Here is a 24,529-nt window from a genome sequence, read left to right on the forward strand (position 1 = left end):
CGCCGGAAACCATCCCTTTGAGTTGCTAGTGCTGCGCCAACTGGTCTGTTGACCGGCTGGACGTTTGCGCTTGCCTGTTCTTCTTTTTCAGGATGATTTCGGATGTTGTCCAATCAGGATGCGGCCACCCCGCGCCCCGTAGCGGGTGCGCGCGCGTCGCGACGTGCTGTTCTTTCCGCTGTGCTGGCTGCAATTGCCGTCCACGCCAACGCCGCGCCCCCGGCGCCTTCGCCACGTGGTGCCCAGACCGCCAATGCCCGCGCTGACGAGGCCATCCCGCAGCCGCGTTACACCTTGCCGCAGTTGCTGGAGCTGGCCCGCGCCAACCACCCGGCGCTCGCCGCTTCGCAGGCCCAGGTGCAGGCTGCGCAGGCGGGCATTGCCACCGCGCGTGCCTGGCCCAACCCCGAGGTGGAAGCGATGGCCGGCCGCCAGCGTGCCCGCATGCCGGGTGCGGCGGAAGGCCGCACCAATAGCGTATCGATCACGCAAAAGCTCGATTTGCCGTGGCAGCGCGCCGCCCGCACGCAAGCCGCCGATGCTGCGTACGAGGCATCGCAGGCGACCGCCCGATCGCAGGCGCGCGACGTGGAGGCCGATCTCAAGCTGCGTTTCTACGACGTGGTGCGCCGCGAGGCCGAGCAACGCAACGCGCGTGAAGACGTGACGCTGGTCGAGCAGATTCGCCGTGGCGTGGCCGTGCGTGTGGAAACCGGCGAAGCCCCGCGCTATGAACTCATCCGTGGCGACGCGGAGCTGCTCAACGCGCAGCGCAACGAACAGGCCGCTGCACTGCGCGTGCAACAGGCGCTGGCGGAACTGCGCCGCGCTGTGGGCGCCGATCTGCCGTTGACGTTCGATGTCGATGCCGGAGCGGAGACGCCCTCCGTGGCGCATCTGCCGCCTCTGGCCGACTTGGTCAGTACGGTCCTCGCCACGCATCCGGAGCTGGAAGCCGACCGCGCCGCCGTGCGCGAGGCCGAAGCCCGGCTGGCGCACGAGCGCAGCCAGCGTTGGCCCTCACTCGCATTGCGCGGGTCGGTCGATCGCCAGCCCGATCTGCAGGACAGCCGCGTGGGCCTGGTGATGTCGATTCCGCTCTTCGACCGACGTGAAGGCCCGGTGGGCGAAGCCGTGGCCGCCCGTGAACGCGCTCGCGCCATGTTGCGCGACCGCGAGTTGCGTGTGCGCCAGGCGGTGGAATCCGCCTATCGCCAATACGAGATTGCAGAGTCGCAAGTCAGCGCGCTCGAATCCGGCGTCATCAAGCAGGCTGAATCGGCGCTGCGCGTGGCCGAAGCCGCATACCGCCACGGCGAGCGCGGGATTCTCGATTACCTCGATGCCCAGCGCGTTTTTCGCCAGGCACGTAACGACCTGATTGCCGCACGCGCAGACCTGCGCACCGCCGCCGTCGAACTTGACCGCCTGCGGCCGGAGGCCCAATGACACGCCCGATCTGCCGCGTTGCCTCCCGAACTTACGAATCCAGCCTCACCATGAACGCACCTTCCTCCTTCTCTTCTTCGATCCGGCTGGCCGGCGTTGCCCTGGCGGCGATGTTGTTGCTGGGCGCATGCGGCAAAGACGCCGTCGACAACGCCAAAGCCGCGCAACAGGCCGTCGATCCGAATCTCGTGGTTGCACAACCCACGCTGGTGCAGCGCCTGAAGGTGGCGCCGGTCGGCAAGCATCCGATTGCGGAACGCCTGCGGGTGCCGGGGCAGATCGCATTTGACGAACAACGCGTTGCCCGCATTGGCGCCACCGTCACGGGTCGTGTGACCGAGCTGGTTGCCACGCCGGGCCAGAGCGTCAAGGCGGGCGACATCCTGGCGCAGCTGCACAGCACCGAACTGGGCGCCGCGCAGCTCGCCTATCAGAAGGCCGCTGCGCAGCGTGACTTGCAGGCACGTGCGCTGGAACGCGCCAAGCTGCTCCTGGCCGCCGACGTGATCGGCTCGGCCGAGTTGCAGAAGCGCCAGAGCGAACTGGCGATGGCCGATGCCGAAGTGCGCGCGGCCGTCGACCAATTGCGCGTGATGGGTGTGTCGCCCGGCACGCTTGCGAAGATGCGCACGGGCGGCATGTCGTCGATCTCGCCCGTGGTGGCGAGCATTAGCGGCACGGTGGTGGAGCGCAAGGTGACGCGCGGCCAGGTGGTGCAGCCGGCCGACGAGCTATTTACCGTGGCCGACTTGTCGCGCGTGTGGGTGGTGGGTGAAGTGCCTGAGAATGCTGCCGCCGGCGTGCGTGCGGGCCAGGCCGTGGAGATCGACACCGGCGCGGGTGACCGCATTGTCGGCAAGCTGATCTGGGTGTCGGACATTGTTGACCCGCAAACGCGTACGGTCACGGTGCGTACCGAAGTCGACAACGCAGAGCGCGCGCTCAAGCCGTCGATGCTGGCCACGCTGATCATCCAGTCGCGCCCGGAAGAACGTGTGGTGGTGCCGACCTCCGCCGTGGTGCGCGAAGACAACCGCGACTACGTGTTCGTGCGCACCAGCGATACGAACTACCAGCTCACGCCGGTCAAGCTGGGCGATGAATCGAACGGCGTGCGTCCGGTCGTTTCCGGCGTGCAGGCCGGTCAGCCCATCGTCGTTGAAGGCGGCTTCCATCTGAATAACGAGCGCAAGCGCGCCGAGATGGAGGGCGCATGATCGACGCATTGATTCGCGGCGCGCTCAAGCAGCGGCTCGTGGTGGCCGTGATCGCTGCCGTGCTGCTGTTCTTCGGGTTTGACGCCGCACGCAAGCTCTCGCTTGACGCGTTTCCGGACGTGACCAACGTGCAGGTGCAGATCGCCACGGAGGCGCCGGGGCGCTCGCCGGAAGAGGTTGAACGCTTTGTGACCGTGCCGGTGGAAATGGCCATGACCGGCTTGCCGGCGCTTACTGAGATGCGCTCGCTCAACAAGCCGGGCCTGTCGCTCATCACGCTCGTCTTTACCGATGAGACCGACGTGTACTTCGCGCGCCAGCTTGTGATGGAGCGGTTGATCGAGGTGCAGTCGCGCATGCCCGCAGGCGTGACGCCGGTGCTCGGCCCCGTGTCTACGGGCCTGGGCGAGGTGTACCAATACACGCTCGACAAACCGGATGACGGCGACAAGGAACTCTCGGTCGAAGAACTCACCCGGCGCCGCATCGCACAGGACTGGGTGGTGCGCCCGCTGCTGCGCTCGATTCCGGGCGTGGCCGAGATCAACTCGCAGGGTGGTTACGAGAAGCAATACCAGGTGCTCGTCAACCCGGAACGCCTGCGCCACCACAACGTGACGGTCAAGCAGGTGTTCGAGGCGCTGGCCGCCAACAACGCCAACTCGGGCGGCGGTGTGCTGCCGCACTTTGCCGAGCAATATCTGATCCGCGGCGTGGGCCTGGTGCGTGACACCAACGATATCGGCGCCATTGTGCTCAAGGAGGTCAACGGCACGCCGCTGACGATTCGCGATGTGGCTGAGGTGAAGATCGGCACGGCGGTGCGCGCAGGGGCGGTGGTCAAGAACGGCGTGACGGAATCTGTTGGCGGCGTCGTGATGATGATGCGCGGCGGCAACGCCAAGGAAGTCGTCGCTCGCATCCAGGATCGCGTCAAGGCGATCAACAACGACGGCATGTTGCCCGATGGGCTGAAGATCGTGCCGTACTACGAGCGCTCGGACTTGGTGGATTCGGCATTGCAGACCGTCATCAAGGTGCTGGCCGAAGGCGTGGTGCTGGTGGTGATCGTGCTTCTGCTGTTCCTCGGTGATATCCGTTCGTCGCTCATCGTGGTCGGCACGCTGATCCTCACGCCGCTGCTGACGTTCATTGCAATGAACAAGCTCGGCATCTCGGCCAACCTGATGTCATTGGGCGGGCTGGCTATCGCGATTGGCTTGATGGTCGACGGCTCCGTGGTGGTGGTGGAAAACGCGTTCGCCCACCTCGCCAAGCCGCGTGATCCGAACGAGAGCCGCGCGCGCATCATCCTGCATGCCGTGACGGAAGTGGCGACGCCCGTGATCTTTGGCGTGGGCATCATCATCCTGGTGTTCCTGCCGCTGATGACGCTGGAGGGCATGGAAGGCAAGATGTTTGCGCCCCTGGCTTTCACGATTGCCATTGCGCTGTTCTTCTCGCTGGTGCTGTCGCTGACGCTGACGCCGGTGCTGTCGTCGTATCTGCTCAAGCCCAAGGCGCACAAACACGTAGAGGGCGAACACAGCGATGACCCGCACGCCGAGCACGATGCACACGATACATGGCTGATTCGGAAGATGAAAAAACCGTATCTGCGGTTGCTGGAACTGAGCCTGAACAACGGCCGCAAGACTGTCATCGTGGCAGTGGCGGTGTTTCTCGCTACCGGCGCGCTGATGCCATTCCTGGGCACTGCGTTCATTCCGGAGATGAAGGAAGGCTCGGTGGTGCCTGGCATCAATCGTGCGCCGAATATCTCGCTGGAAGAGTCGATTCGCATGGAGATGGAAGCCATGCGCCTGGTGATGCAGGTGCCGGGCGTGAAGTCGGCGGTCTCGGGCGTGGGCCGTGGCGAGTCTCCGGCCGATCCGCAGGGCCAGAACGAATCGACGCCGATCGTGTCATTGAAACCGCGCGACGAATGGCCGAAGGGCTGGAATCAGGACGACATTGCCGAAGCGATGCGCAAGGCGCTGCAGGTGCTGCCCGGCGTGCAGATCGTCATGGCGCAGCCGATCTCCGACCGCGTGGATGAGATGGTGACTGGCGTGCGTTCGGATGTGGCCATCAAGGTGTTTGGCGACGATCTGAACACGCTGCGCGAAAAGGCCGAGGCGATTGCCAAGGTGGCGCAGGGCATCCAGGGCGCGCAGGACATGCGTGTCGAGCGCATTACGGGCCAGCAGTATCTGCAGATCGCAATCGACCGCCAGGCGATTGCGCGTCACGGCCTGAACGCGGCCGATGTACACAACGTGATCGAGACCGCCATCGGCGGCAAGGAAGCCACGGAAATCTTTGAAGGCGAGCGCCGCTTCAGCGCGGTGGTGCGCCTGCCGGAGACATATCGCGGCAGCGTGGAGGCCATCCGCAACCTGATCGTGGCTGCACCCAACGGGGCGCAGGTGCCGTTGGAAAGCATCGCCCGCATTGATGTGACCGACGGCCCCGCGCAGATCAGCCGCGAACTGGGCAAGCGCCGCGTGGTGGTGGGCGTGAATGTGCGCGACCGCGACTTGGGCGGCTTCGTGGCCGAGCTGCAGTCTGCGGTGGCGCAGAAGGTCAAGCTGCCGGAGGGCTACTACCTGGAGTGGGGCGGTCAGTTCCAGAACATGGAACGCGCCATGGGCCACCTGAAGGTGATCGTGCCGATTACGGTGGCCGCCATCTTCTTCCTGCTGTTTCTGCTGTTCAACTCAGTGCGCTACGCCACGCTGATCATCCTGGTGCTGCCGTTTGCCTCGGTGGGCGGGATCATCGGCCTGTTTGTCACGGGTGAATACCTGTCTGTGCCGGCATCGGTTGGCTTCGTGGCGCTATGGGGCATCGCGGTGCTCAATGGCGTGGTGCTCGTCAGCACGATCCGCAGCTTGCGCGAGCAGGGCATGTCGGTGGAGGAATCCGTACGGCTGGGCTCTCGCATGCGCTTCCGCCCCGTGATGATGACGGCCACGGTGGCCATGCTGGGTTTGATCCCGTTCCTGTTTGCCACGGGGCCCGGCTCTGAAGTGCAACGGCCACTGGCCATCGTCGTGATCGGCGGTCTGCTGACCTGCACGCTGCTCACGCTGGTGATGCTGCCCACGCTGTACAAATGGTTTGATGAGGAGGCTAAGGCATGAAGGAAATTCGCATCGTAGTGCGCCCGCAACTGCTGGAACGCATGCATGAAGCGCTGCGCAGTTGCCCGGGCTTTCCGGGCATGACGGTGGGCGAGGTGAACGCCTATCCGCCGGCGGCGTCCCAGGCCGGCGCGCATTCCATCAAGGAAGACTTGACGGAGTTCGTGCCGCGCGTGCGCATCGATATCGTTGCGTCGGACGCGCTCGCCAGCGTGCTGTTCGAGAGCGCCGTCAAGGTGCTGGAGCACGGCCAGACCGGCGACAGCGCGATCTGGATGACCGACGTGATTCAGGCCACTTTCCTGCATCGCACCGGTTGAGAATCGTGTAACGCGCGCATGAAAAACGGCGGACTCTGTCCGCCGGAAATCAGGAGCCAACGATGCAACGGGCTGCTTCCCAACAGACACGGGAAGCGGCCCGTTTGCTTTGGCGCTTACCGCTTGATGTCGGTCAGATGCTTCATGAGACCTTCGTAGCGGAACTTGTGGATTGGGCGATCCATCGACTGCATTTCCTGCAACTGCACCGCTTGCGGACGCAGCGAGCCGGTCGGCTTCACAGACTGGGCGGCCAGTGTTGCCACCGCAGGCTGGAAGTTCTTGATGCCGACGATCTGGTCGTACTGCGCCTTGGTGATGAGCTGCGCGTTATACAGTTGCGTGGCATCGCCCGCGATGTTGGTCTTGGCGGCGTCGTTGTTGATGGCACCGGCCTGCGCCAGCAGCGTGCTCCACAGCGTCGGGCTGTAGTTGGTCACGTAGTAGTCCAGGCCCGACGGGTTGGCCAGCACGGCCGAGCACGTCGGCAGAGTGACCTGCGCGGTCTGCTGGTCGAGCACGATGGTCTGCGTCTGCCCGAAGTTGTCGCCATAGGCCAGCGTGAGCGGCACGTTCCACTGGTAGCCCGAATAGACGTTCTTGTTCGGGAAGGCCTTCTGCGTGATCGTCAGCACGTTCTGGTTGGTGGCCGGATTGCACTGTGCATCGATGGTCACGAGTGGCATGCCGGTCTGGCGCACGAAGCTGTCGCCAACCTTGCCCACCGGTTTGCCGCTGGCCGCTTCCAGCTCTGCCCACAGGCGCGGCGGCGTGCCGTTACCGAACTTGTACTTGTTCAGGTAGCTCTGCAGGCCCTTGCGCATGGCGTCCTTGCCGACGTAGTTCTCGATCATCTGCAAGACATGGCCGCCCTTGTTGTAGGCAAAGCTGTCGAGGAAGTCCATCGACCCGTTGTCACTCAGGTTGTGCTGAACGGGCACGGCCGTCGGCTGCAGGTCCAGCGTCATCACGCGTTGCTTGACCGCCGCGTAGTTGGCCCACGTGTTGCCCTGGAACTCAGGATGCAGCGTGATCTTGGTGACGTTCTCGAACCAGTTGGCGAAGGATTCGTTCAACCAGATGTCGTCCCACCAGTCCAGCGTGACCAGGTCGCCAAACCATTGGTGCGCCAGTTCATGTGACACGACAACGAACGAGCGCGCCTTGCCCATCGAGTGGATGGTCGTCGGCGCGCCATCGGGCGGCACCAGGACCTGGTCGGCAAACTCGAAGATGGCGCCCCAGTTCTCCATGCCGCCAAAGCCGGCATTCTTGTTGTCGTAGCTGTCGTTGGCGACGATGGTGTCCATCTTGTCGAACGGCAGCGGGATCTGGAAGTAGTTGTAATAGTGGTTCAGCGCTTCCTTCGTGAACTGCATACCGGCCACCGCCGAGTGCGCCTCGCCAGGCGGTACCCACCAGCGCAGGCGCATGCTGCTGCCATCGAGCGGGTTGGTGAACTGGTCTTCCAGGATGTCGAACTTGCCGCCGCCGAAGAACAGCAGGTATGCCGGCATCGACGGCGTCTTGGCAAACGACACCTGCTGATAGCCATCCGGAAGTTTGGTCGCGCCGGTCTGCCTGCCGTTGGCCACGGCCTTCCAGTCGCCCGGAATTTCCGCCGTCACCTCGAACGTGTTGCGGAAGGCCGGCTCATCCCAGCTCGGGAACCATTCGCGCGCGAAGTTCGATTCGCCCTGCGTGACGATGGCGTCAGAGCTCTCGCCCGTTGCGGCCTGCAGGCCCAGCTTGAAGATGCCTTCAGCCTTGGTGAAGTTGATCGTGCCCGTCCATTCCATGTGGAGCACGTAGTTGCCGGGCTTGATGTCGCCGGTCGGGTCGCGCAGATCGTAGAACGCGCCTTGCGATTGCGGAATCGGCACCAGCACGCGCGATGCCCCGTTACCCGAGGTGGGCGTGAGCGTCAGGCGCGAGGCGTCGAGCTTCAGGTCGCGCACGGCCAGCGTCACGGCGCCGGTCTGCTTGGTGACCTTGATCTCCACGTCGGCCCGGCCCGAGAAGCTGTTCAGGTCTGCGCTCGGGCGGAACCACAGCTTGTAGTTGACGGGCCTGATGTAGTCCGGCAGTTCCACCGGCGGCACCGTTGCATCCACGGCGGGCGCCGGCGCGTTGGTGTTGCCCGTATTGGTATTGCCCTGCTGCTGCGAGCCGTTTGCGTCCAGCTTGCCGCCGGACGGGGTGAGCGCGTCATCTCCGCCGCCGCCGCACGCGGCCAGAATCAGCGCGGCCGCAGCCTGGGCCACAAGTGCCAGCTTGAACGAGCGACGTGTCCGGGCGCCGTGGGCGCTTCCGGCGTGTGTCGTGGCCGTACGACGGTGGGTTGTCGAATCCCGCATTGCATTTCTCCTGAGGTGGAAACGAATCGGCGGCCCAGGGCTCAAAAGAAAATGTGGGGGCAGGCCGCAGAATCGGGACAAGGAATTACCCGTTTCTTGCGCGGTGCAAATCACAACCCGCGCACGGGATGCACGGATTCTGGAGGAAACGGCCTGCGAATCGAGACGAAGTTTTTTAAATCACGTGCAAGGGAAGATGCCGGAGAATTTGCAGTTTTTGGCATGCGCATGCGCAAAGCTGCGGCTACTTCCCGGGGCGCTGGGTGACTTCTGCAAAGCGCGTTGAAAAAATGAAATGCGTTTCTCTCTTCGTGAAAATTTCTTAAAAATTGAAGCGGCTATTTTTACAACGTCAGATAAAGCAAAACTAAATACGGGGCGGGATTGGAAAATCCCGCACGGGAACTTTCTCGGTATTCGGCAAGGTATTGCGCTGCAGCAGTTGAATGAGGATCGCCTGCCTGGGGGTAATCCTTCCGGATGAGGCCGGTGCTGTGCGCGGTGTTACACAAAGCCGTTACGCTTGCAAGGTTTGCAAAGTGTTTTCTGTTTTCCGTAGAGCGATTCATGCAATCCGCGTCCGATAGCGTCAGCAGCCCGGCGGCTGTGGGTGTCAACCTGATCGATTTCTTCGATGTCACCCCCACGTCATTGTGGCTGGAGGATTACAGCGACCTGCACCGCCTCTTTGCCCAATGGCGCGCCGCCGGCGTGACCGATCTGCAGCGCTTTCTGGAAGAGGACGCATCACGCGTGGCGGCGTGTTCCGCCTGCATCAAGGTGCTGCGCGTGAACCGGCGCACGTTGTCCATGTACGCCGCCCCGGATGCCGAAACCCTGACCGCGCGCCTGGCCGACGTGCTGCGCGACGACATGCTCGAAGCCCACGTGGGCGAACTCGTTCAGCTCTGGTCTGGCGAGCCGTCGTTCGAGAGCCGCAGCGTCAACTACACGCTCGACGGCCGCCGCCTCGACATCCTGCTCAAGGGCGTCGTCCTGCCCGATCACGATCAGCCATGGGACCGCGTGCTTGTGGCCGTGGACGACATCACCGAACTCGAAGATGCCCGCCGCCGTGCCGCGGCCAGCCAGCTCTATGCGCGCGGCGTGTTCGAGCACGCGCCGGTGTCGCTGTGGGTGGAGAACTTCAGCACCATCAAGATGTTGCTGGACGAAGTGCGCATGCAGGGCATCACCGATTTCCGGACCTTTACCGACGTGCATCCCGAGTTTGTCGAGCGCTGTATGCAGGAGATCCAGGTGCTCGACGTCAACGGCTTCACGCTGGAGATGTTCAAGGCACGCAACCGCAACGACTTGCTTGCCCGTTTGCCGGAAATCTTTCGCGACGACATGCGCTCGCACTTTCGCGAGCAATTGATTGACCTGTGGGACGGCAGGCTCTTCCAGCAGCGCGAGGTCATCAACTATGGGCTCGATGGCAACACGCTGAACATCCACCTGCAGTTCTCCGTCTTCCCCGGGCGCGAGAAGGATTGGGACATGGTGCTGCTGGCGCTCACCGACATCACCGCGCGCAAGAAGGCTGAGTCGTACCTCGAATATCTCGGCAAGCACGACGTGCTGACCAAGCTGAAGAACCGCTCGTTCTACGTAGACGAGATCAACCGGCTGGAGCGCAAGGGCCCTTTCCCGGTCACGGTCATCATGATCGACCTGAACGACTTGAAGAGCGTGAACGACCAGCTCGGCCACGCCGCCGGCGACGCGCTACTGCGCCGCGCCGGCGAAGTGCTCAGCAAGGCCATCGACAAGCCCGCACACGCCGCGCGCATTGGCGGCGATGAGTTTGCCGTGCTGCTGCCCGGCGCCGACGCACAGGCTGGTGCGGCGCTGGTGGAAAGCCTGCGTAAGCTGGTCGAACTCAACAACCAGTTCTATCCGGGCGCGGTGCTCGGCTTTTCGATGGGCTGCGCCACCTGCCACGAAGGCGGGCGCCTGGAAGAAACGCTGCGCGAAGCCGATGTCGCCATGTACGAAGACAAGCGGATCCAGCACGAAGGCAGACGCCCGGCATAACCGCCACGGGATCTGGCCCCGGCGCCGATGTACTGACAGATTGCGCTGCCGCCGCGCCTCTCTTCAGGCGCCAGCCGGCGCAAAAAACCGTTCGTGCAGTTCCCCCAGCCCCAGCGTGCTGATCACCTCGTTCAGCCGCTCGGTCGGGCGGCGGCGCGGCAGGTCTTTGTACTGCGCGATGATCAGCTCGTTCTTCATCGAGTGTTCCCATCCGACGAGTTCCGTCACGCTGACCTGATAGCCGTGCGCTTCAAGCTGCAGGCAGCGCAGCACGTTGGTGACCTGGCTGCCGAATTCGCGTGTGTGCAGCGGGTGGCGCCAGATTTCCGTCAGGGCATTGCCGAGCGACTTGCCCTTGTTCTTGCGCAGCACGCCGGCCACCTCCGCCTGGCAGCACGGCACGAGCACGATGTACTGCGCCTTCTTCTCCAGCGCGAAGCGGATCGCATCGTCCGTGGCGGTATTGCACGCATGCAGTGCGGTCACGATGTCGATGGTCGCCGGCAGCCGGTCAGACGTGATCGACTCCGCTACCGACAGGTTCAGGAACGACATCCCCTCGAAGCCCAGGCGCGTGGCAAGCTCGGTCGACTTGGCGACCAGCTCTTCACGCGTTTCAATGCCATAGATGTGCGAGGTGCTATCGCCGGGTTGCTCTTTGCAGAACAGGTCGTACAGGATGAAGCCGAGGTAAGACTTGCCCGCGCCGTGGTCGACCAGCGTGACATGCCCCTTGGCTTGCTGCACGTCGGCCATCAGCGGCTCGATGAATTGGAATAGGTGATAGACCTGCTTGAGCTTGCGCCGGCTGTCCTGGTTCATCTTGCCGTCGCGCGTCAGGATGTGCAGTTCCTTGAGCAGTTCGATCGACTGGTTGGGGCGGATTTCGTGGGTCTTGTTGGACATCGTCAGGACAGCCTGGGCGACATGTCGCACGGAAGGGGATTCGGTGCGGCGGCGCGGAGAAAAAGCGGAAAGAGGGCGTCAGTTTACCGAAAAGCGGGGCGGGCGACGGCAAGCGCACCCTAAAGGGGCGTCATGCATGACCTCGTTTGCCCGCGCCCATTCAGGATGTGACAATAGCGCCCCGCTTGTCCGCCCCGCGTAAGCCATCCACCGCCGCATGTCTGAAACACCGAAAGTCCCTCTCGTTGCCGTCATCGGCGCCGGCCCTGCCGGGCTGATGGCCGCTGAAGTCCTGTCGCGCAACGGTGTACGTGTGGAGGTGTTCGACGCCATGCCGTCGGCCGGACGCAAGTTCCTGCTGGCGGGCATCGGGGGGATGAACATCACGCATTCGGAGTCGATCGACGCGTTTCTCGACCGCTATCGCACGCGGCGCGAGGCGCTTGCGCCGTTCATTGGCCGCTTCAGCCCCGACGCCCTGCGTGCGTGGATCCATGGGCTGGGCATCGATACGTTTGTCGGCAGTTCGGGCCGCGTGTTTCCCACCGAGATGAAGGCTGCGCCATTGCTGCGCGCATGGCTGCACCGTCTGCGCGAGGCCGGCGTGCAGTTGCACATGCGGCATCGCTGGGTGGGATGGGCTGAGCCGTCGGACCACGCCCAGGTGCTGCGTTTTGCAACCACCGATGTTGAACGCCTCGTGCAAGCCGATGCCGTGGTGTTGGCCATGGGCGGCGGCAGTTGGCCTCGCCTGGGCTCTGACGGCGCTTGGGTGCCTTTGCTGCAGGCGCGCGGCGTGCAGGTGCAGCCATTGCAGCCCGCCAACTGCGGGTTCGATGCTGATTGGAGCGCGCATTTCCAGGAGCGCTTTGCGGGGCAGCCGGTCAAGTCGGTCGCCATCGGCTTGCCGTCGGGCGCTGACGGGGCGCTGCAATTCCGCCAGGGTGAGTTTGTGGTCACGCAGACGGGCATTGAAGGCAGTCTCGTCTATGCGTTGTCAGCTCCCATCCGTGATGCTGTGGCTGCAGATGGCGGCGCGACGATCTGGCTTGACCTTGCGCCGGGCTGGAGCGCGCAACGCGTGGCCGATGAACTGATGCGCCCGCGCGGCGCGCGCTCGATGTCGAGCCATCTGCAAAGCAAGCTGAACATCACGGGCGTGAAACTCGGGTTGCTGCGCGAGTGCCTGAGCAAGGAAGCATTTGCCGATCTTGCCCAGTTGGCCAAAGCCATCAAGGCGCTGCCGTTACGGCTCACCCGCACCCGACCCATTGACGAGGCGATCAGCACCGCAGGCGGCGTCGCGTTTGAAGCGTTGGATGCGAAGCTGATGATCGAGCGTCTGCCCGGCGTGTTCTGCGCGGGCGAGATGCTCGATTGGGAAGCGCCGACGGGCGGCTATCTGCTGACGGCGTGCTTTGCGAGCGGCGCCGCTGCGGGGCAGGGCGCGCTCGACTACCTGGCGACGATGGCGCGCTGAATTGCTGGCCTATTGGCGCGCCTTCAGGCGCCACAACGACGTCACTTCGGCAACGCGGGCCTGATAGAGCGGGTCGTTTTCATCGCTCGCCTTCGGGTGCTTCGGCTTGATGTCTTCACGGCCCGCGACCTGCAGGCCGGCGGAGTCGATCATCGCCAGTAGCGCATCGCGCGTGCGCAGGCCCAGATGCTCGGCAAAGTCTGAGAGGATCAACCAGCCTTCGCCGTTGGGCTCCAGGTGCGCGGCCAGCCCATCCAGAAAGCCGCGCAGCATGCGGCTGTCTGGGTCGAAAACAGCGCGCTCGATGGGCGAACTTGGCCGTGCCGGCAGCCACGGCGGGTTGCACACGATCAGCGGCGCACGGCCTTCGGGAAACAGATCGGCCTCAACAATATCGACCTGGGTTTGCAGCCCAAGGCGCGCCACGTTCTCACGGGCGCAGGCCAGGGCACGCGGGTCCTGATCCGTGCCGATGACGCGCTTCACGCCACGTTTGGCCAGCACCGCCGCGAGCACGCCCGTGCCCGTGCCAATGTCGAATGCCAGCGCTTTTGAAGGCAACGGCGCCTTCGCCACCAGATCGATGTATTCGCCCCGCACCGGCGAGAACACGCCGTAGTGCGGGTGAACGCGCTCACCGCCGAGCGCGGGAATCTCGACACCTTTCTTGCGCCACTCATGTGCGCCGATCAGGCCGAGTAGCTCACGCAGCGAGACGACGGAAGCGGCGCTACCCGTGCCGTAGGCCTCCGTGCAGGCTTCGCGCATGTCGGGCGCGCGGCGCAGTGGGATGGCGTAATCCGCATCCAGCGGAATCAGCAGCATGCCGAGCGTGCGTGCGCGCTGCGATTGCGCCTGCCGGTGCAGGTTGAACGCATCGATGGGCGAGGTGGCTTCCTTGCGTGGTTTGCGGTCTGTGCGGCGGGACATGGCCTGCAGCAGTTGGCGCGCGTTCTGGAAATCGCCCTGCCAGAGCAGTGCCGTGCCCTCGCAGGCGAGGCGGTAGGCGGCATCGGCGGTGGTGCGATCGTCCGCAACGACCACGCGCTTGGGCGGCGGATTGCCGGCCTCGGAGTGCCAGACGGCGGTATGGACGGCGTCGCTGGTGGCGTCAGGGCGGTCGTCGGTCCAGGTGAGGGTAGGGTGATCGGTCACGGGGATATGGGAGGAATGCGGGGGAGGGTGCGGTAGTGGGCGACACGATACCGCTGTCGGCGTGATCGCACAAATGCGGACCTGTGACCGGAGCAGCGCTGGACTGACGCGGTTTCGGCGGAGACCCATGTCAGGAAAGGCCCAATGCCGCGCTATGCGCTGGAGGATGCGGCCCTATATCGCCGGCGAGCCGACTGATCGCTGCGATTCTTCTTGAGAAGTGATGCTTATGCCACCCGAAGACGGCTTTCCGACGAGGCTGGCAGTGTAAACTCCAGCCTTTTTTCGGCACTCGTAGCATGGCGCACGTCCAGCAACGCAGGGCGCTCAGCGGCCCTGCGCTGATCCGCATTCTTGCTCGCCTGACGGACGTTGACGTTTCCGCATCCGCGCAGCCACTTTCCGACCGGTTGAGCCAATGGCTCAGTTGGACGGATGCCATCACGCTTTCGTCGGCACTGAGCGCGACGCCGCCCGCCATTACCTCAGGCATGCGGCCCGTGGGCCCAGACGCCGAGACCATCGCAGGCCGTGTCCGTGCAGCGCTGGCGAAATCCATCGCGTCCAGCTGTGCGCCTGATGCCAGGACGGGCCCACGCGCGCCGATCCAGAGCCCTTCGGCGCCGCTGGTGGTCGACTATGCCGATTTCCGGCAGCGCTACGTGCTGATGCAGCAGACGATGGAGCTGGAAATTGGCGACCTGCGTGGCCGCCTGCGACGCCTACTGGCTGCCAGGACGCCCGACCTCGCGCGACTTGCGGTATTGGACGCCAGCATGGAGCAAGCGCTCGCAGGCCGCGAACGTTCGTTGCTGGGGGCCATTCCGTCGATGCTGGGGCCGTACTTCGAGCGCTTGCGCGCGGCCGAGCAGCAGCGGCAGGCCCAGTTGCCCGCAGAGGGCCAGGCCACCCAATCCACATCCCGCGCCTGGCTGGATGCGTTCCGCAAAGATATGCAGAGCGTGCTCCTGGCCGAGCTCGATGTTCGTTTTCAACCGGTCGACGGGTTGCTTGCAGCCCTTCGCCCCCGCTAAGCGGGACAGACACCATTCATGTCCAGACTTCACCTGAATCTCATCGTTTTCTTTGTCGGGCTCGCGGCCTTGGGGTGGATTGCCGGCGGTTACCTCGTTGGTGGCAACTTGCTCGCGCTGGCTGTCACGCTGGTGATTGGTGCCGCCTACGTGGCCGGCGCGCTGGAATTGCGCCGCTATCGCCACGCCACGGGCACGGTCACGCAGGCCGCGGCAGGACTGTCCGAGGCACCCACCAATCTGGCCGCCTGGCTCGAACAACTGCACCCGAGCCTGCGCAATGCCGTGCGCCTGCGCGTGGAAGGCGAGCGCGTCGCGCTGCCTGCGCCCGCGCTGACGCCGTATCTGGTGGGCCTGCTGGTGCTGCTCGGCATGCTGGGCACGCTGCTTGGCATGGTGGTGACGCTCAAGGGCACGGGCGCGGCGCTGGAGAGCGCGACGGACTTGCAGGCGATCCGCGCATCGCTTGCCGCCCCGATCAAGGGGTTGGGGTTCTCGTTCGGGACCTCGATTGCCGGCGTGGCGACGTCCGCCATGCTGGGGTTGCTCTCGGCGCTGTGCCGGCGCGAGCGGCTGCAGGCCGTGCAGGCGCTCGACGCAAAGATCGCGACCACGCTGCGCATCTATTCGCACGCGCATCAGCGTGAAGAGACGTTCAAGCTTCTGCAGCGGCAATCCGATGTGATGCCCGCGCTGGTTGACCGGTTGCAGGCGATGATGGCGTCGCTGGAGCAGCAGGGCGCGGCCAGCAGCGAGCGACAGATCGCCGCCCAGCAGGCATTTCTCGACAAGACGGAAGCCACATACAGCCAGCTTGCGTCTTCCGTGGGCCAGTCGTTGAAGGACAGCGCAGCGGAGAGCGCACGCGTTGCCAGCGCCGCGCTGCAGCCTGTGGTGGAAACGACGATGGCTGGGCTCGCGCGTGAATCGGCTGCGCTGCAGGAAACGGTCACCCACGCGGTGCAGCGTCAGCTCGACGGCCTGTCGACCCGCTTTGAAGCCACGGCCGAGACGGTTTCCGGCATCTGGAACAACGCCCTGTCGGCGCATCAACGTTCCAGCGAAGCCCTGGTTGGCCAGGTTGGGACCTCGCTCGACCGGTTTGCTGAAACATTCGAGCAACGCTCGGAGCGGTTGCTCGATGGCGTAACCGACCGACTGGAGGCCACGGCAAGCGGCTTGGCTGCGGCCTGGCGCGATGCGCTTGTCCGGCAAGAACACGCCCATACCGAATTCGCCGTCCAGAATCAGCGCGCGCTGGAGGCCGCTGCCGCCACGTTCGAGCAACACGCCGTGTCGTTGCAAGACGCGTCGCGCCAGTCGCATACCGCGCTGCAAGCTGCGCTGGAAGCACGAGACGCGCAACGTCTCGCTGCCTGGACCGAGGCGCTCGGCGCCACGGGCGAGAAGCTGAGCCAGGCGTGGGAGAAAGCGGGCGCCGATACGGCAAATCGCCAGCAAGAGATCTGCAATGCGCTGGCGCAGACCGCGCGCGATATCGCTTCGCAGCAGGAGGCGTCGCGCCAGTCGCATGCCACGCTGCAAGCTGCGCTGGAAGCGCGCGACGCGCAGCGTCTGGCGGCCTGGACCGATGCGCTCGGCACGATGGCCGCCAAGCTGAGCGAGGCCTGGGAGAAAACAGGCGCCGATACCGCGAGCCGTCAGCAACAGATTTGCGATGCGCTGGCGCAAACCGCGCGCGACATCTCTGCGCAAACGCAGGCGCACGCCAACAACACGATCAGCGAGATTTCTCGCCTGGTGCAGGCCGCATCGGAAGCGCCCAAGGCGGCAGCGGAAGTGGTGGCCGAGCTGCGCCAGAAACTGTCCGACAGCATGGTGCGCGATACCGCCATGCTGGACGAGCGTGCGCGCCTGCTGGGCACGCTCGAAACGCTGCTCGATGCGGTCAACCATGCATCGACCGAGCAGCGCACAGTGGTCGATGCGCTGGTAGCAACGTCGGCGGATCTGCTGGAGCGCGTGGGCGTGCGATTTACCGATCGGGTGGAAGCCGAGACCGGCAAGCTCGGCGCGGTGGCCGCGCAGGTGACCGGCAGCGCGGTCGAGGTAGCGAGCCTGGGCGAGGCCTTTGGTGCGGCTGTGCAGCTGTTTGGCGAGTCGAACGACAAGCTTGCAGCCCAGCTCCAGCGCATTGAAGCCGCGCTCGACAAGTCGCTCACGCGCAGCGACGAACAGCTTGCCTATTACGTGGCGCAGGCGCGCGAGGTGATCGACCTGAGCATGCTGTCTCAGAAGCAGATCCTGGAAGACCTGCAACGGCTGGGTGACCAGCGCGCACTGGCCGGGGCCGACGCGGCATGAGCGACGAGATTGACGGCGGCGTAGATGGCGCAGGCGGCATTGAGGCCGCCGCGCCGGTTTGGGCCGCGTTTGGTGACCTGATGTCGGTGTTGCTGGGCGCGTTTGTGCTGATCCTGGTGGGCGTGATCGGCGTGCAACTGGAGCTGTCGTCCAAGCTGGAGAGCGAGGTCAAGCAGCGCGAGGCCGAAGCCCAGCGCCGCAAGACGCTGGAACAGGCGCTTGCTGGCCCGCTGGCGGCCGGGCGCGTAACGCTTGTCAACGGGCGTATCGGCATCAATGGCAATGTGCTGTTCGCGATCAATTCCGACCAGTTGCAACCCGAGGGCCGTGCGCTGATGAAGAGCCTGGCGGGGCCGCTGGCCGCGTATCTCACATCGCGTGAAGAGATCCTGATGGTGAGCGGGTTCTCCGACGACCAGCAGGTGCGTGCCGGCAACCGCCTGTTTGCAGATAACTGGGAGCTGTCCGCCAAGCGCGCCTTGACCGTGACGCGCGCGCTGATTGACGAAGGCATTCCCGCGTCCAGCGTGTTTGCAGCAGCGTTTGGCTCGCAGCAGCCTGTGAGTTCCAACGCGGACGACGTCGGCCGCGCGAAGAACCGGCGTGTGGAGATCGCGCCCGTCCCACGGCAGGCCGCTTCCAACGGTGGACGCCGTGAGTCGCACTGATTTGTCCACGCAAGCCACGCTCGACAGTTGGCGCGCAAGCGGCGCGGACCGGCTGGACCGCGTGCGCTTTTGCTTCATCGAGGCGCTGCATCGGCGCACGTCCGGTCAAACCGGCGAGGTGCGGGGCATGCTCGAAGCGCGGTTGGTCAAGCTGGTCGCTGCCTATGCAGAAGACGTCGACCGGGCGGCGGCGACGGCCGATGCGACCGACTCAGACGCGCCTGCCGGCAGCGCGCTGGCCGAACTGCTGCGTGACATTGCCAGCCGTGAACGCACGAATGTCGGCAGTGTTGCAGAAGGCCGTTCTGCACGTCATCTGCAAGCATTGCCGGAGCTGAAGATTCTTGAGGACGTGCGGGACACCTGGTCCCGCGTGAGCGCCGAGAAACAGCTGCGCGACGCCTTGGACAAGGTGCCGGTAAATGCTGGTCCGCTGAATTCGAGCAGTCTGGTGCGTCGGTCACTTCTATTGATGCGCGAGGTGTCACCCGATTATCTGCGGCAGTTTTTGTCGTATGTCGACGCGCTTTCCTGGCTGGAGCGAATGAGCGGGGACGGGGCTGCTGGCGGCCACGAGGCTGCCCGCAGCGGCGGCAAGGCGCGGGGTAAGGCGCGCTAGGAATTCCAGCGGTCAATCAGTCGGAGATGTGACATCGATATCACTGCTGGTTCTTTTGACCAGCAGGCACGCAAAAAAGGGAGCCAAGGCTCCCTTTTTCTTTGCGGCGGGCTATTAGCTGTTGACCGCTGCGTCCTTGACCTTCTTCAGGGCGCGGACCTTGACACGCACGGTTGCCGGTTTGGCTTCGAACCACTGGTCGACGCCGGTAAAGGGGTTCTTGCCGAAGCGGCGCTTGGTTGCCGGCACCTTGACCGACGTCACCTTGAACAGGCCCGGCAGCGTGAATTCACCGGCGCCCTTCTTGTGCAGCGAAGCCACGATGGTGTTCTCCAGATGGAGCAGCACCGCCTTCACCGCCTTGGCGTCGACGGCAGCTTGTTCAGCCAGATGGCTCACCAGGCTCGCCTTGGTGAACGTGTCTTTCAAAGGCTTGAGGGTCGGCGCCGTTGCGGCAGGCTTCTTAGCCGGAGCGGCCTTCTTAGCCGGCGAGGCCTTCTTTGCAGCGGTCTTGGCAGCGGTCTTGGTTTTGGTGGCCATAGTGAGAATAGATGGTTGAGTAAAGTTGACCATTCAATGGAAGCAACGCTGTGCAGCGCGCTTCGAGCAAGCATAGCAAAGGTTCAGCACCGTGGAGGCGTTATCTCGCCTGTTCGGGGGCCAGGGAATGCTTATTGCATGCGGTTTGGTCGTTCATCAACCAGTTGAGACACTCCAAGTCGGCACAAGCATGGCCCAACGAAAATCATCGCGGAGCGTGGTGCGCCCCAAAAATCGCGCGCCCGTGCTCGCCTGGCTGCGTCAATCCAAGATGACGCGCTCGACCCATGCGTATGTTCGCGGCAGCACCGTGAAGTTTTACGAGTGGCTGAGCGAGGTGCAGCCGCACACGTTCCCCGAGGGGCCCGTCATCTGGATTTGCGGCGATTGCCATGTCGGTAACCTCGGCCCCATCGGCGATGCCTCCGGCGCCACGCGCATACAAATTCGGGATCTGGACCAGACGGTACTGGGCAATCCCGCACACGATCTGATCCGGCTTGGCGTGTCACTGGCGACGGCCGCTCGCGGATCCGACCTGCCGGGCATCGTGACTGCACGAATGGTGGAAGCGCTGATGGCGGGCTATCTGCACGGCATCGATCCGGATGCGGCGCAGCACCTGCCGCCGCGCCCCGCATCCGTGCGCACCGCCATGAAGGCAGCGACAGCGCGCACGTGGAAAGAACTGGCCAAGGACCGGCTCGACGGCACGTCCCCCGCCATTCCTCTCGGGCGCCATTTCTGGCCGCTCTCACGAGAAGAACGGCGCGAACTGAAACAACTCGTGAGCCAGCACGAGGTGCTTGCCTTGGTGGCGCGCCTTTACGAGATGCCCGGGGAAGCCTCGGTCAGCATCGTGGATGCGGCGTACTGGGTCAAAGGGTGCAGCTCGCTCGGGCAGCGGCGTTATGCCGTCTTGCTCGCGGTCGACCAGGATCGTGGGCCGCGGTATCGGCTGATTGACATCAAGGAGTCGGGAAAAGCCGCAGCGCCCAGTGCCTCCGCAGGCGATATGCCCCGGATCAACGGCGAGCGCGTGGTCACGGGCGCGCGGCGTCTCTCTCCCGACCTGGGCGATCGCATGGCATGGGGACGCATGCTCGGCAGCAGCTTTTTCATGCGCGAGCTTCAACCGCAAGATATGAAGTTGTCTGTCGACAAGCTGGAGCACAAGGACGCCACGGTATTGGCTGCTTATCTGGGCAACATCGTGGGCCTCGCACACGGCAGCCAGATGCCGAGGGATATCGCCATGGCCTGGCACCGCGAGTTGACGGCGCGTCACGGACGGTCCATCAATGCGCCGTTCTGGCTGTGGTCTTCGATTGTCGACCTGCTTGGGCTGCACGAGTGCCAGTATCTTGAGCACTGTCGCGCCTGGGCTAATTGATCTGATTTGCTGCCACGCATCCATTGGCGGGCACAAACGCTGCTGGCGACGCATTCAGACCATCGCAAGTTATCGATGGCAATGGGCTGCTCCGGTACGCAGCCAAGACTTCAAGGAGACGCGCGATGTACGTGGTAATGGGTGCAACCGGACACGTGGGGGCCGCCGTTGCGCAAACGCTGCTGGCGAGAGGGGAGCAGGTGACGATCCTGACCCGGCGGCCGGAGCGCGCAGATCATTGGCGGGAAAAAGGCGCGGCGGTCGCGATGGCCGACGTGGAGGACGTCGATTCGTTAAGGGCGGCATTCCGGCGCGGGCAGCGCGCATTTCTGCTCAACCCACCCGCGGATGTTGCCGGCGACACCGACGCGACGGAGCGCCGGACGATCGCCAACATCCTCGCCGCGCTGGAGGATTCAGGGCTGGAGAAGGTGGTGGCCGCGTCAACCTATGGCGCGCGCCCCGGGCAGGGCATCGGCGATCTGACGACGCTGTGGGAGTTGGAGGAGGGCTTGCGTCGCCAGTCAATTCCGGCCGCAATCAATCGTGGCGCCTATTACATGACCAACTGGGCCGGCCTGCTTCAGACAGTTGCGCAGACGGGCAAGCTGCCGAGCATGTTCCCCGCAGACATGCCGATGCCAATGGTGGCCCCGCTCGACCTGGGCGAGGCAGCGGCGGCGCGGCTCCTGACACCAGTTGACGACGCAGGTGTGCGCTATGTGGAGGGCCCGCAGCGCTACACACCGCGGGATGTTGCACAGGCCATGGCGCGCACACTTGGCCGTGGCGTGGCGGTGGAGGTTGCACCGCGCGACCGTTGGGACGCGATCTACAAAGGGCTTGGCTTCTCCGATGAAGCTGCCCGCGCCTACGTACGGATGACCGCCGTGACTCTGGACGAGGGTTTCGACATGTCGGGCGACGTTGTGCGCGGCCATGTCTCGTTGGCAGATTTCATTGCAGCGGCGGCAGTGCAGGCGGCGCACGCGTGATCAGACCGCCGAAATGAGCACCGTCGCACATTGCTATGCGACGAGATGGGCGAGAAGCGCAAGGTTCAACCCCGCCACCAGCACGGCGCCTACCGTAGCCAGCACAACCAGACCGTGACCGGCTACATGCTGTCCCATCAAGTCGGGCCGGCGCGCTAACCAGATCAGGGCAGCCATGGGAAACGGCACCACCATGCTCAGAATGACTTGGCTGAGCACAAGGGCTCGCGTGACATCCATACCCGCCCCGATAACGATGAACGCAGGCACCATGGTGATCAGCCGGCGCATCCACACCGGCAAGCGCACACGCAGGAAACCCTGCAGCACCATCTGCCCTGCCAGTGTGCCGACCACTGAGCTGGACAACCCCGACGCGATCAGCCCGATCAGAAACACCAGCCCGGCCGATGCCCCGAACAGCGGCGCCAACGTGACGTAGGCATCCTCAATGCCGGCCACCTCCGCATGTGTGCCGTGAAACGCGCCCGCCGACACCATCACCATGGCCAGGTTGATGCAGCCGGCAGCGGCTAGCGCGGCCACCACCTCGCGGTTGGAATACCGAAGCAGTTGCGACGTCTCCGACGCACAGCGCGGGCGCACACGCGCATTGACCAGCCCCGAGTGCAGAAAGAGCGCGTGCGGCATCACCGTGGCCCCGACGATGCCTGCCGCCAACATGAACGCATCGGGAGGCAGCGCAGTAGGCACCAGGGTTTGCCGGAGCGCGGCCGTCCACGAAACAGGCAAGATCCACACTTGGATGATGTAAGAGATACCGATCACGGCCACCAGCGCGCCGATCATCAGCTCGACATGGCGGAACCCGCGCGCCTGCAACGTCAGCAGCAGATAGGTCAGCACACCGGCGATAACCATGGCGTGCGGCAACGGCATTCCCGTCAGGAGCGCGATGCCGACCGCGGCACCGACGAACTCCGCAAGGTCGGTCGCCATGGCCGCAAGCTCGCTGATCAGCCACATGCCGAGGCCGGCAGGAGCCGGCAAATGCGTGCGACAGAGCTGCGCCAGATTCTGGCCCGTCACAATGCCCACCCGTGCAGAGAGCATCTGGAACAGCATCGCCACCACGCTGGATGCGAGCACAACCCAGAGCAACTGATACCCGTATCGCGCACCAGCTTCAATGCCGGTGGCGATGTTGCCCGGGTCGGTATACGCGACTGAAACCACCACAGCCGGCCCGACAAACGGGATGAACGTGCGCCAGCCACGTCGCCGGCCTTCCAGCGCTTCGCGCGCGTGGGCGACGACGCATCGCGATGCAGAAGAGGTGTCGCGTTCCAGCGCGAGACTGTCGTCCATGGAATCTCCGGGATAGGTGGCGCAGGGCCCTTCGCAACGCGCGTACCTGATCGCGCAGGGCAAGCGTGCGGCGTGCGATGGAACGGGTGTTGCGGAGAAGGGACGCGCCATGAAGGCACCCACTCATTCCCGGAGAACACCCATGTTCATGCACAACAAGCGATTGCAGTACACCGTTCGGGTTAGCGAAACCGATCCAGGCTTGGCCAACCTGTTGCTGGAACAGTTCGGTGGCCCGCAAGGCGAGCTTGCTGCCGCCATGCGCTACTTCACGCAAGCCGTGGCAGAAGAAGATGCAGGCCGCAAGGACATGCTCTACGACATCGCGACGGAGGAACTGAGCCACCTGGAGATCATCGGCACCATCGTCGCCATGCTCAATCGCGGTGCGAAAGGAGAATTGGCGGAAGCGGTGGACGAGCAGGCGGAGTTGTATCGAAAGCTCAATGGCGCCGGTAATGACAGCCATGTGACGCAGGTGCTCTATGGCGGCGGCCCGTCGTTGACGAACTCGGCGGGCGTGCCGTGGACGGCCGCCTACATCGATTCGCTAGGCGAGCCCACGGCCGATCTGCGCTCGAACATTGCCGCCGAAGCACGCGCCAAGATCATCTACGAACGGTTGATCAACGTGAGCGATGACCCCGGCGTGCGCGATGCGCTCGGCTTTCTCATGACGCGCGAAGTGTCGCACCAGAAGTCGTTCGAGAAGGCGCTCTACGCCATCAACGGCAACTTCCCTCCGGGCAAGCTGCCGCCGGTACCGGAGTTCAGTGACGCGTATTTCAAAATGTCGCGCGGCGGCCCCATCGTGCAGGCACCGTGGAATAGCGGCACGGGGCTTGAGCTGGTCGCGGACCCGCCGGTGCCCGTTGACGGTGGCGACGGCAATGCATCGGTCAATTTGACCGATGCCGAGTTGGAAGCGCTCGAAGCCATGAAGACGCGTCTGGCTTCGGACCCGGCTGTCGATCCCACCACCGGTGCGGAGCTTGGTGAAAAGAAGGCGTGACAACCGCGCCCGGGCTCGGGTGCTTCGTCACTCGGGCCTGGGCATTGCGTCTGCGTCAATTACCGGCCGTTTCAAGCTTGAACAAACATGGAGACGCTCATGCATATGCAAGAACTGCTTGCGATCGCAGCGCTCACTCTTGCCGTGATTGCCATGTATTCCCTCGCCCGTGGCTTGCCCGCCGGCGTGTTCGGGACAGGCGCGCAACCACTCGCGCTGATGTATTCGGGCGTCAATCCGCCGCATCCTTTCTTGAACGGAAGGCGATGATGACGAGTAATACAGCGCACGAAGGAGAGGAGCGGTTCGAGTGTGCCGGCCATACCGTCACAGTCAGCGCGGAGCAGGACGCGCAGGGCGTGTGGGTGCCGCGCATTGCTGTCGCAAACGGCAAGCGGCAGTTCCAAATCCGAGAAATATCCCAGACGTGGCGCGGCTGGCATACCGAAGGCGAGGCCATTCGCGACGGCATGGAACAGGCCCGCCTGCTGCTCACGCATGACCGGCCTTGAGTTGTGAGTCTGGGCGCTGGGCCTACAGCCAA

21 protein-coding genes are annotated in these 24,529 nt (G+C 64.3%); 16 read left to right on the forward strand and 5 right to left on the reverse strand.

Annotated features, from left to right (window positions below):
- Positions 1 to 102: 102 nt before the first annotated feature.
- Genes ACCD03_RS11125 through ACCD03_RS11140 form a run of 4 tightly spaced genes read left to right on the forward strand, consistent with a single transcriptional unit; the run spans position 103 to position 6,132 of the window.
- The gene (locus ACCD03_RS11125; protein WP_413411553.1) at positions 103 to 1,449 is read left to right on the forward strand and encodes a TolC family protein; all 1,347 of its coding nucleotides are present in this window, start codon (positions 103 to 105) and stop codon (positions 1,447 to 1,449) included.
- Positions 1,446 to 2,666, forward strand: coding sequence for an efflux RND transporter periplasmic adaptor subunit (locus ACCD03_RS11130; RefSeq protein ID WP_413411554.1), 1,221 nt, complete (start codon positions 1,446 to 1,448; stop codon positions 2,664 to 2,666). The genes ACCD03_RS11125 and ACCD03_RS11130 overlap by 4 nt, the downstream gene beginning before the upstream one ends.
- A complete protein-coding gene (locus tag ACCD03_RS11135; protein WP_413411555.1) occupies positions 2,663 to 5,812 on the forward strand; it encodes an efflux RND transporter permease subunit in 3,150 nt (1,049 codons plus the stop codon). Before ACCD03_RS11130 ends, ACCD03_RS11135 begins: the two co-directional genes overlap by 4 nt.
- The gene (locus ACCD03_RS11140; protein WP_045203404.1) at positions 5,809 to 6,132 is read left to right on the forward strand and encodes a P-II family nitrogen regulator; all 324 of its coding nucleotides are present in this window, start codon (positions 5,809 to 5,811) and stop codon (positions 6,130 to 6,132) included. The genes ACCD03_RS11135 and ACCD03_RS11140 overlap by 4 nt, the downstream gene beginning before the upstream one ends.
- A 116-nt stretch (positions 6,133 to 6,248) precedes the next feature.
- Here the strand turns inward: ACCD03_RS11140 and ACCD03_RS11145 are convergent, their stop codons facing one another.
- Positions 6,249 to 8,489 carry a M1 family metallopeptidase gene (locus ACCD03_RS11145; protein ID WP_413411556.1) on the reverse strand — a complete coding sequence of 747 codons (2,241 nt, stop codon included), beginning with the start codon at positions 8,487 to 8,489 and terminating at the stop codon, positions 6,249 to 6,251.
- Between the two features lie 295 nt (positions 8,490 to 8,784).
- On the opposite strand from ACCD03_RS11145, the gene ACCD03_RS11150 reads away from it, so the two are divergent.
- Entirely contained in the window at positions 8,785 to 8,973 is a 189-nt protein-coding gene (locus tag ACCD03_RS11150) for a hypothetical protein (protein WP_156158365.1), read from the forward strand.
- Between the two features lie 83 nt (positions 8,974 to 9,056).
- The gene (locus ACCD03_RS11155) at positions 9,057 to 10,529 is read left to right on the forward strand and encodes a diguanylate cyclase domain-containing protein (RefSeq protein WP_413411558.1); all 1,473 of its coding nucleotides are present in this window, start codon (positions 9,057 to 9,059) and stop codon (positions 10,527 to 10,529) included.
- A gap of 63 nt (positions 10,530 to 10,592) precedes the next feature.
- On the opposite strand, the gene ACCD03_RS11160 is transcribed toward ACCD03_RS11155, so the two are convergent.
- Positions 10,593 to 11,435 (reverse strand): class I SAM-dependent methyltransferase, encoded by an 843-nt coding sequence (locus ACCD03_RS11160; protein ID WP_413411559.1) that lies wholly within the window; start codon positions 11,433 to 11,435, stop codon positions 10,593 to 10,595.
- 217 nt (positions 11,436 to 11,652) lie between these two features.
- Here ACCD03_RS11160 and ACCD03_RS11165 point away from each other — a divergent pair, with 217 nt between their 5' ends.
- Positions 11,653 to 12,915, forward strand: coding sequence for a TIGR03862 family flavoprotein (locus ACCD03_RS11165; protein WP_413411560.1), 1,263 nt, complete (start codon positions 11,653 to 11,655; stop codon positions 12,913 to 12,915).
- Positions 12,916 to 12,924: 9 nt separating this feature from the next.
- Here the strand turns inward: ACCD03_RS11165 and ACCD03_RS11170 are convergent, their stop codons facing one another.
- Positions 12,925 to 14,070, reverse strand: a complete 1,146-nt coding sequence (locus ACCD03_RS11170) for a methyltransferase (RefSeq protein WP_413411561.1) — start codon at positions 14,068 to 14,070, stop codon at positions 12,925 to 12,927.
- A 299-nt stretch (positions 14,071 to 14,369) separates the two neighbouring features.
- On the opposite strand from ACCD03_RS11170, the gene ACCD03_RS11175 reads away from it, so the two are divergent.
- Genes ACCD03_RS11175 through ACCD03_RS11190 form a run of 4 tightly spaced genes read left to right on the forward strand, consistent with a single transcriptional unit; the run spans position 14,370 to position 18,716 of the window.
- Complete coding sequence (locus ACCD03_RS11175; RefSeq protein ID WP_413411562.1) at positions 14,370 to 15,104, forward strand: DUF3348 domain-containing protein; 735 nt, start codon at positions 14,370 to 14,372, stop codon at positions 15,102 to 15,104.
- A gap of 18 nt (positions 15,105 to 15,122) precedes the next feature.
- Entirely contained in the window at positions 15,123 to 17,429 is a 2,307-nt protein-coding gene (locus ACCD03_RS11180; protein WP_413411563.1) for a DUF802 domain-containing protein, read from the forward strand.
- Positions 17,426 to 18,097: an OmpA family protein gene (locus ACCD03_RS11185; RefSeq protein ID WP_316676227.1), complete on the forward strand. Its 672-nt coding sequence runs from the start codon at positions 17,426 to 17,428 to the stop codon at positions 18,095 to 18,097. Before ACCD03_RS11180 ends, ACCD03_RS11185 begins: the two co-directional genes overlap by 4 nt.
- A 1-nt stretch (position 18,098) precedes the next feature.
- Positions 18,099 to 18,716: a DUF2894 domain-containing protein gene (locus ACCD03_RS11190; RefSeq protein WP_413411564.1), complete on the forward strand. Its 618-nt coding sequence runs from the start codon at positions 18,099 to 18,101 to the stop codon at positions 18,714 to 18,716.
- Between the two features lie 114 nt (positions 18,717 to 18,830).
- Here the strand turns inward: ACCD03_RS11190 and ACCD03_RS11195 are convergent, their stop codons facing one another.
- The gene (locus ACCD03_RS11195; RefSeq protein ID WP_413411565.1) at positions 18,831 to 19,256 is read right to left on the reverse strand and encodes an HU family DNA-binding protein; all 426 of its coding nucleotides are present in this window, start codon (positions 19,254 to 19,256) and stop codon (positions 18,831 to 18,833) included.
- 190 nt (positions 19,257 to 19,446) lie between these two features.
- On the opposite strand from ACCD03_RS11195, the gene ACCD03_RS11200 reads away from it, so the two are divergent.
- Both ACCD03_RS11200 and ACCD03_RS11205 read left to right on the forward strand, forming a co-directional pair.
- Positions 19,447 to 20,649: a DUF2252 family protein gene (locus ACCD03_RS11200; protein WP_413411586.1), complete on the forward strand. Its 1,203-nt coding sequence runs from the start codon at positions 19,447 to 19,449 to the stop codon at positions 20,647 to 20,649.
- A gap of 137 nt (positions 20,650 to 20,786) precedes the next feature.
- Complete coding sequence (locus tag ACCD03_RS11205; protein ID WP_413411587.1) at positions 20,787 to 21,644, forward strand: NAD(P)H-binding protein; 858 nt, start codon at positions 20,787 to 20,789, stop codon at positions 21,642 to 21,644.
- 33 nt (positions 21,645 to 21,677) lie between these two features.
- On the opposite strand, the gene ACCD03_RS11210 is transcribed toward ACCD03_RS11205, so the two are convergent.
- Complete coding sequence (locus tag ACCD03_RS11210; RefSeq protein ID WP_413411566.1) at positions 21,678 to 22,973, reverse strand: Nramp family divalent metal transporter; 1,296 nt, start codon at positions 22,971 to 22,973, stop codon at positions 21,678 to 21,680.
- Between the two features lie 142 nt (positions 22,974 to 23,115).
- On the opposite strand from ACCD03_RS11210, the gene ACCD03_RS11215 reads away from it, so the two are divergent.
- The 3 genes from ACCD03_RS11215 (at position 23,116) to ACCD03_RS11225 (ending at position 24,497) form a co-directional block, all read left to right on the forward strand.
- The gene (locus tag ACCD03_RS11215; RefSeq protein WP_045203392.1) at positions 23,116 to 23,985 is read left to right on the forward strand and encodes a manganese catalase family protein; all 870 of its coding nucleotides are present in this window, start codon (positions 23,116 to 23,118) and stop codon (positions 23,983 to 23,985) included.
- A gap of 87 nt (positions 23,986 to 24,072) precedes the next feature.
- A complete protein-coding gene (locus ACCD03_RS11220) occupies positions 24,073 to 24,255 on the forward strand; it encodes a hypothetical protein (protein WP_045203391.1) in 183 nt (60 codons plus the stop codon).
- Entirely contained in the window at positions 24,255 to 24,497 is a 243-nt protein-coding gene (locus ACCD03_RS11225; protein ID WP_316676211.1) for a DUF6566 family protein, read from the forward strand. The genes ACCD03_RS11220 and ACCD03_RS11225 overlap by 1 nt, the downstream gene beginning before the upstream one ends.
- Positions 24,498 to 24,529 lie beyond the last annotated feature (32 nt).

It is taken from the genome of Ralstonia sp. Ralssp135 (assembly GCF_047304345.1).
In the GTDB taxonomy this organism is placed as follows: Bacteria; Pseudomonadota; Gammaproteobacteria; order Burkholderiales; family Burkholderiaceae; genus Ralstonia; species Ralstonia chuxiongensis.

Coding starts and splice junctions, on each gene's coding strand:
- ACCD03_RS11205 (WP_413411587.1), top strand. CDS start 20,787: ATGGGTGCAACCGGACACGTGGGGGCCGCCGTTGCGCAAACGCTGCTG.
- ACCD03_RS11180 (WP_413411563.1), top strand. CDS start 15,123: ATGTCCAGACTTCACCTGAATCTCATCGTTTTCTTTGTCGGGCTCGCG.
- ACCD03_RS11220 (WP_045203391.1), top strand. CDS start 24,073: ATGGAGACGCTCATGCATATGCAAGAACTGCTTGCGATCGCAGCGCTC.
- ACCD03_RS11160 (WP_413411559.1), bottom strand. CDS start 11,435: ATGTCCAACAAGACCCACGAAATCCGCCCCAACCAGTCGATCGAACTG.
- ACCD03_RS11155 (WP_413411558.1), top strand. CDS start 9,057: ATGCAATCCGCGTCCGATAGCGTCAGCAGCCCGGCGGCTGTGGGTGTC.
- ACCD03_RS11145 (WP_413411556.1), bottom strand. CDS start 8,489: ATGCGGGATTCGACAACCCACCGTCGTACGGCCACGACACACGCCGGA.
- ACCD03_RS11215 (WP_045203392.1), top strand. CDS start 23,116: ATGTTCATGCACAACAAGCGATTGCAGTACACCGTTCGGGTTAGCGAA.
- ACCD03_RS11165 (WP_413411560.1), top strand. CDS start 11,653: ATGTCTGAAACACCGAAAGTCCCTCTCGTTGCCGTCATCGGCGCCGGC.
- ACCD03_RS11195 (WP_413411565.1), bottom strand. CDS start 19,256: ATGGCCACCAAAACCAAGACCGCTGCCAAGACCGCTGCAAAGAAGGCC.
- ACCD03_RS11210 (WP_413411566.1), bottom strand. CDS start 22,973: ATGGACGACAGTCTCGCGCTGGAACGCGACACCTCTTCTGCATCGCGA.
- ACCD03_RS11130 (WP_413411554.1), top strand. CDS start 1,446: ATGACACGCCCGATCTGCCGCGTTGCCTCCCGAACTTACGAATCCAGC.
- ACCD03_RS11135 (WP_413411555.1), top strand. CDS start 2,663: ATGATCGACGCATTGATTCGCGGCGCGCTCAAGCAGCGGCTCGTGGTG.
- ACCD03_RS11175 (WP_413411562.1), top strand. CDS start 14,370: ATGGCGCACGTCCAGCAACGCAGGGCGCTCAGCGGCCCTGCGCTGATC.
- ACCD03_RS11200 (WP_413411586.1), top strand. CDS start 19,447: ATGGCCCAACGAAAATCATCGCGGAGCGTGGTGCGCCCCAAAAATCGC.
- ACCD03_RS11185 (WP_316676227.1), top strand. CDS start 17,426: ATGAGCGACGAGATTGACGGCGGCGTAGATGGCGCAGGCGGCATTGAG.
- ACCD03_RS11225 (WP_316676211.1), top strand. CDS start 24,255: ATGACGAGTAATACAGCGCACGAAGGAGAGGAGCGGTTCGAGTGTGCC.
- ACCD03_RS11140 (WP_045203404.1), top strand. CDS start 5,809: ATGAAGGAAATTCGCATCGTAGTGCGCCCGCAACTGCTGGAACGCATG.
- ACCD03_RS11150 (WP_156158365.1), top strand. CDS start 8,785: ATGCGTTTCTCTCTTCGTGAAAATTTCTTAAAAATTGAAGCGGCTATT.
- ACCD03_RS11125 (WP_413411553.1), top strand. CDS start 103: ATGTTGTCCAATCAGGATGCGGCCACCCCGCGCCCCGTAGCGGGTGCG.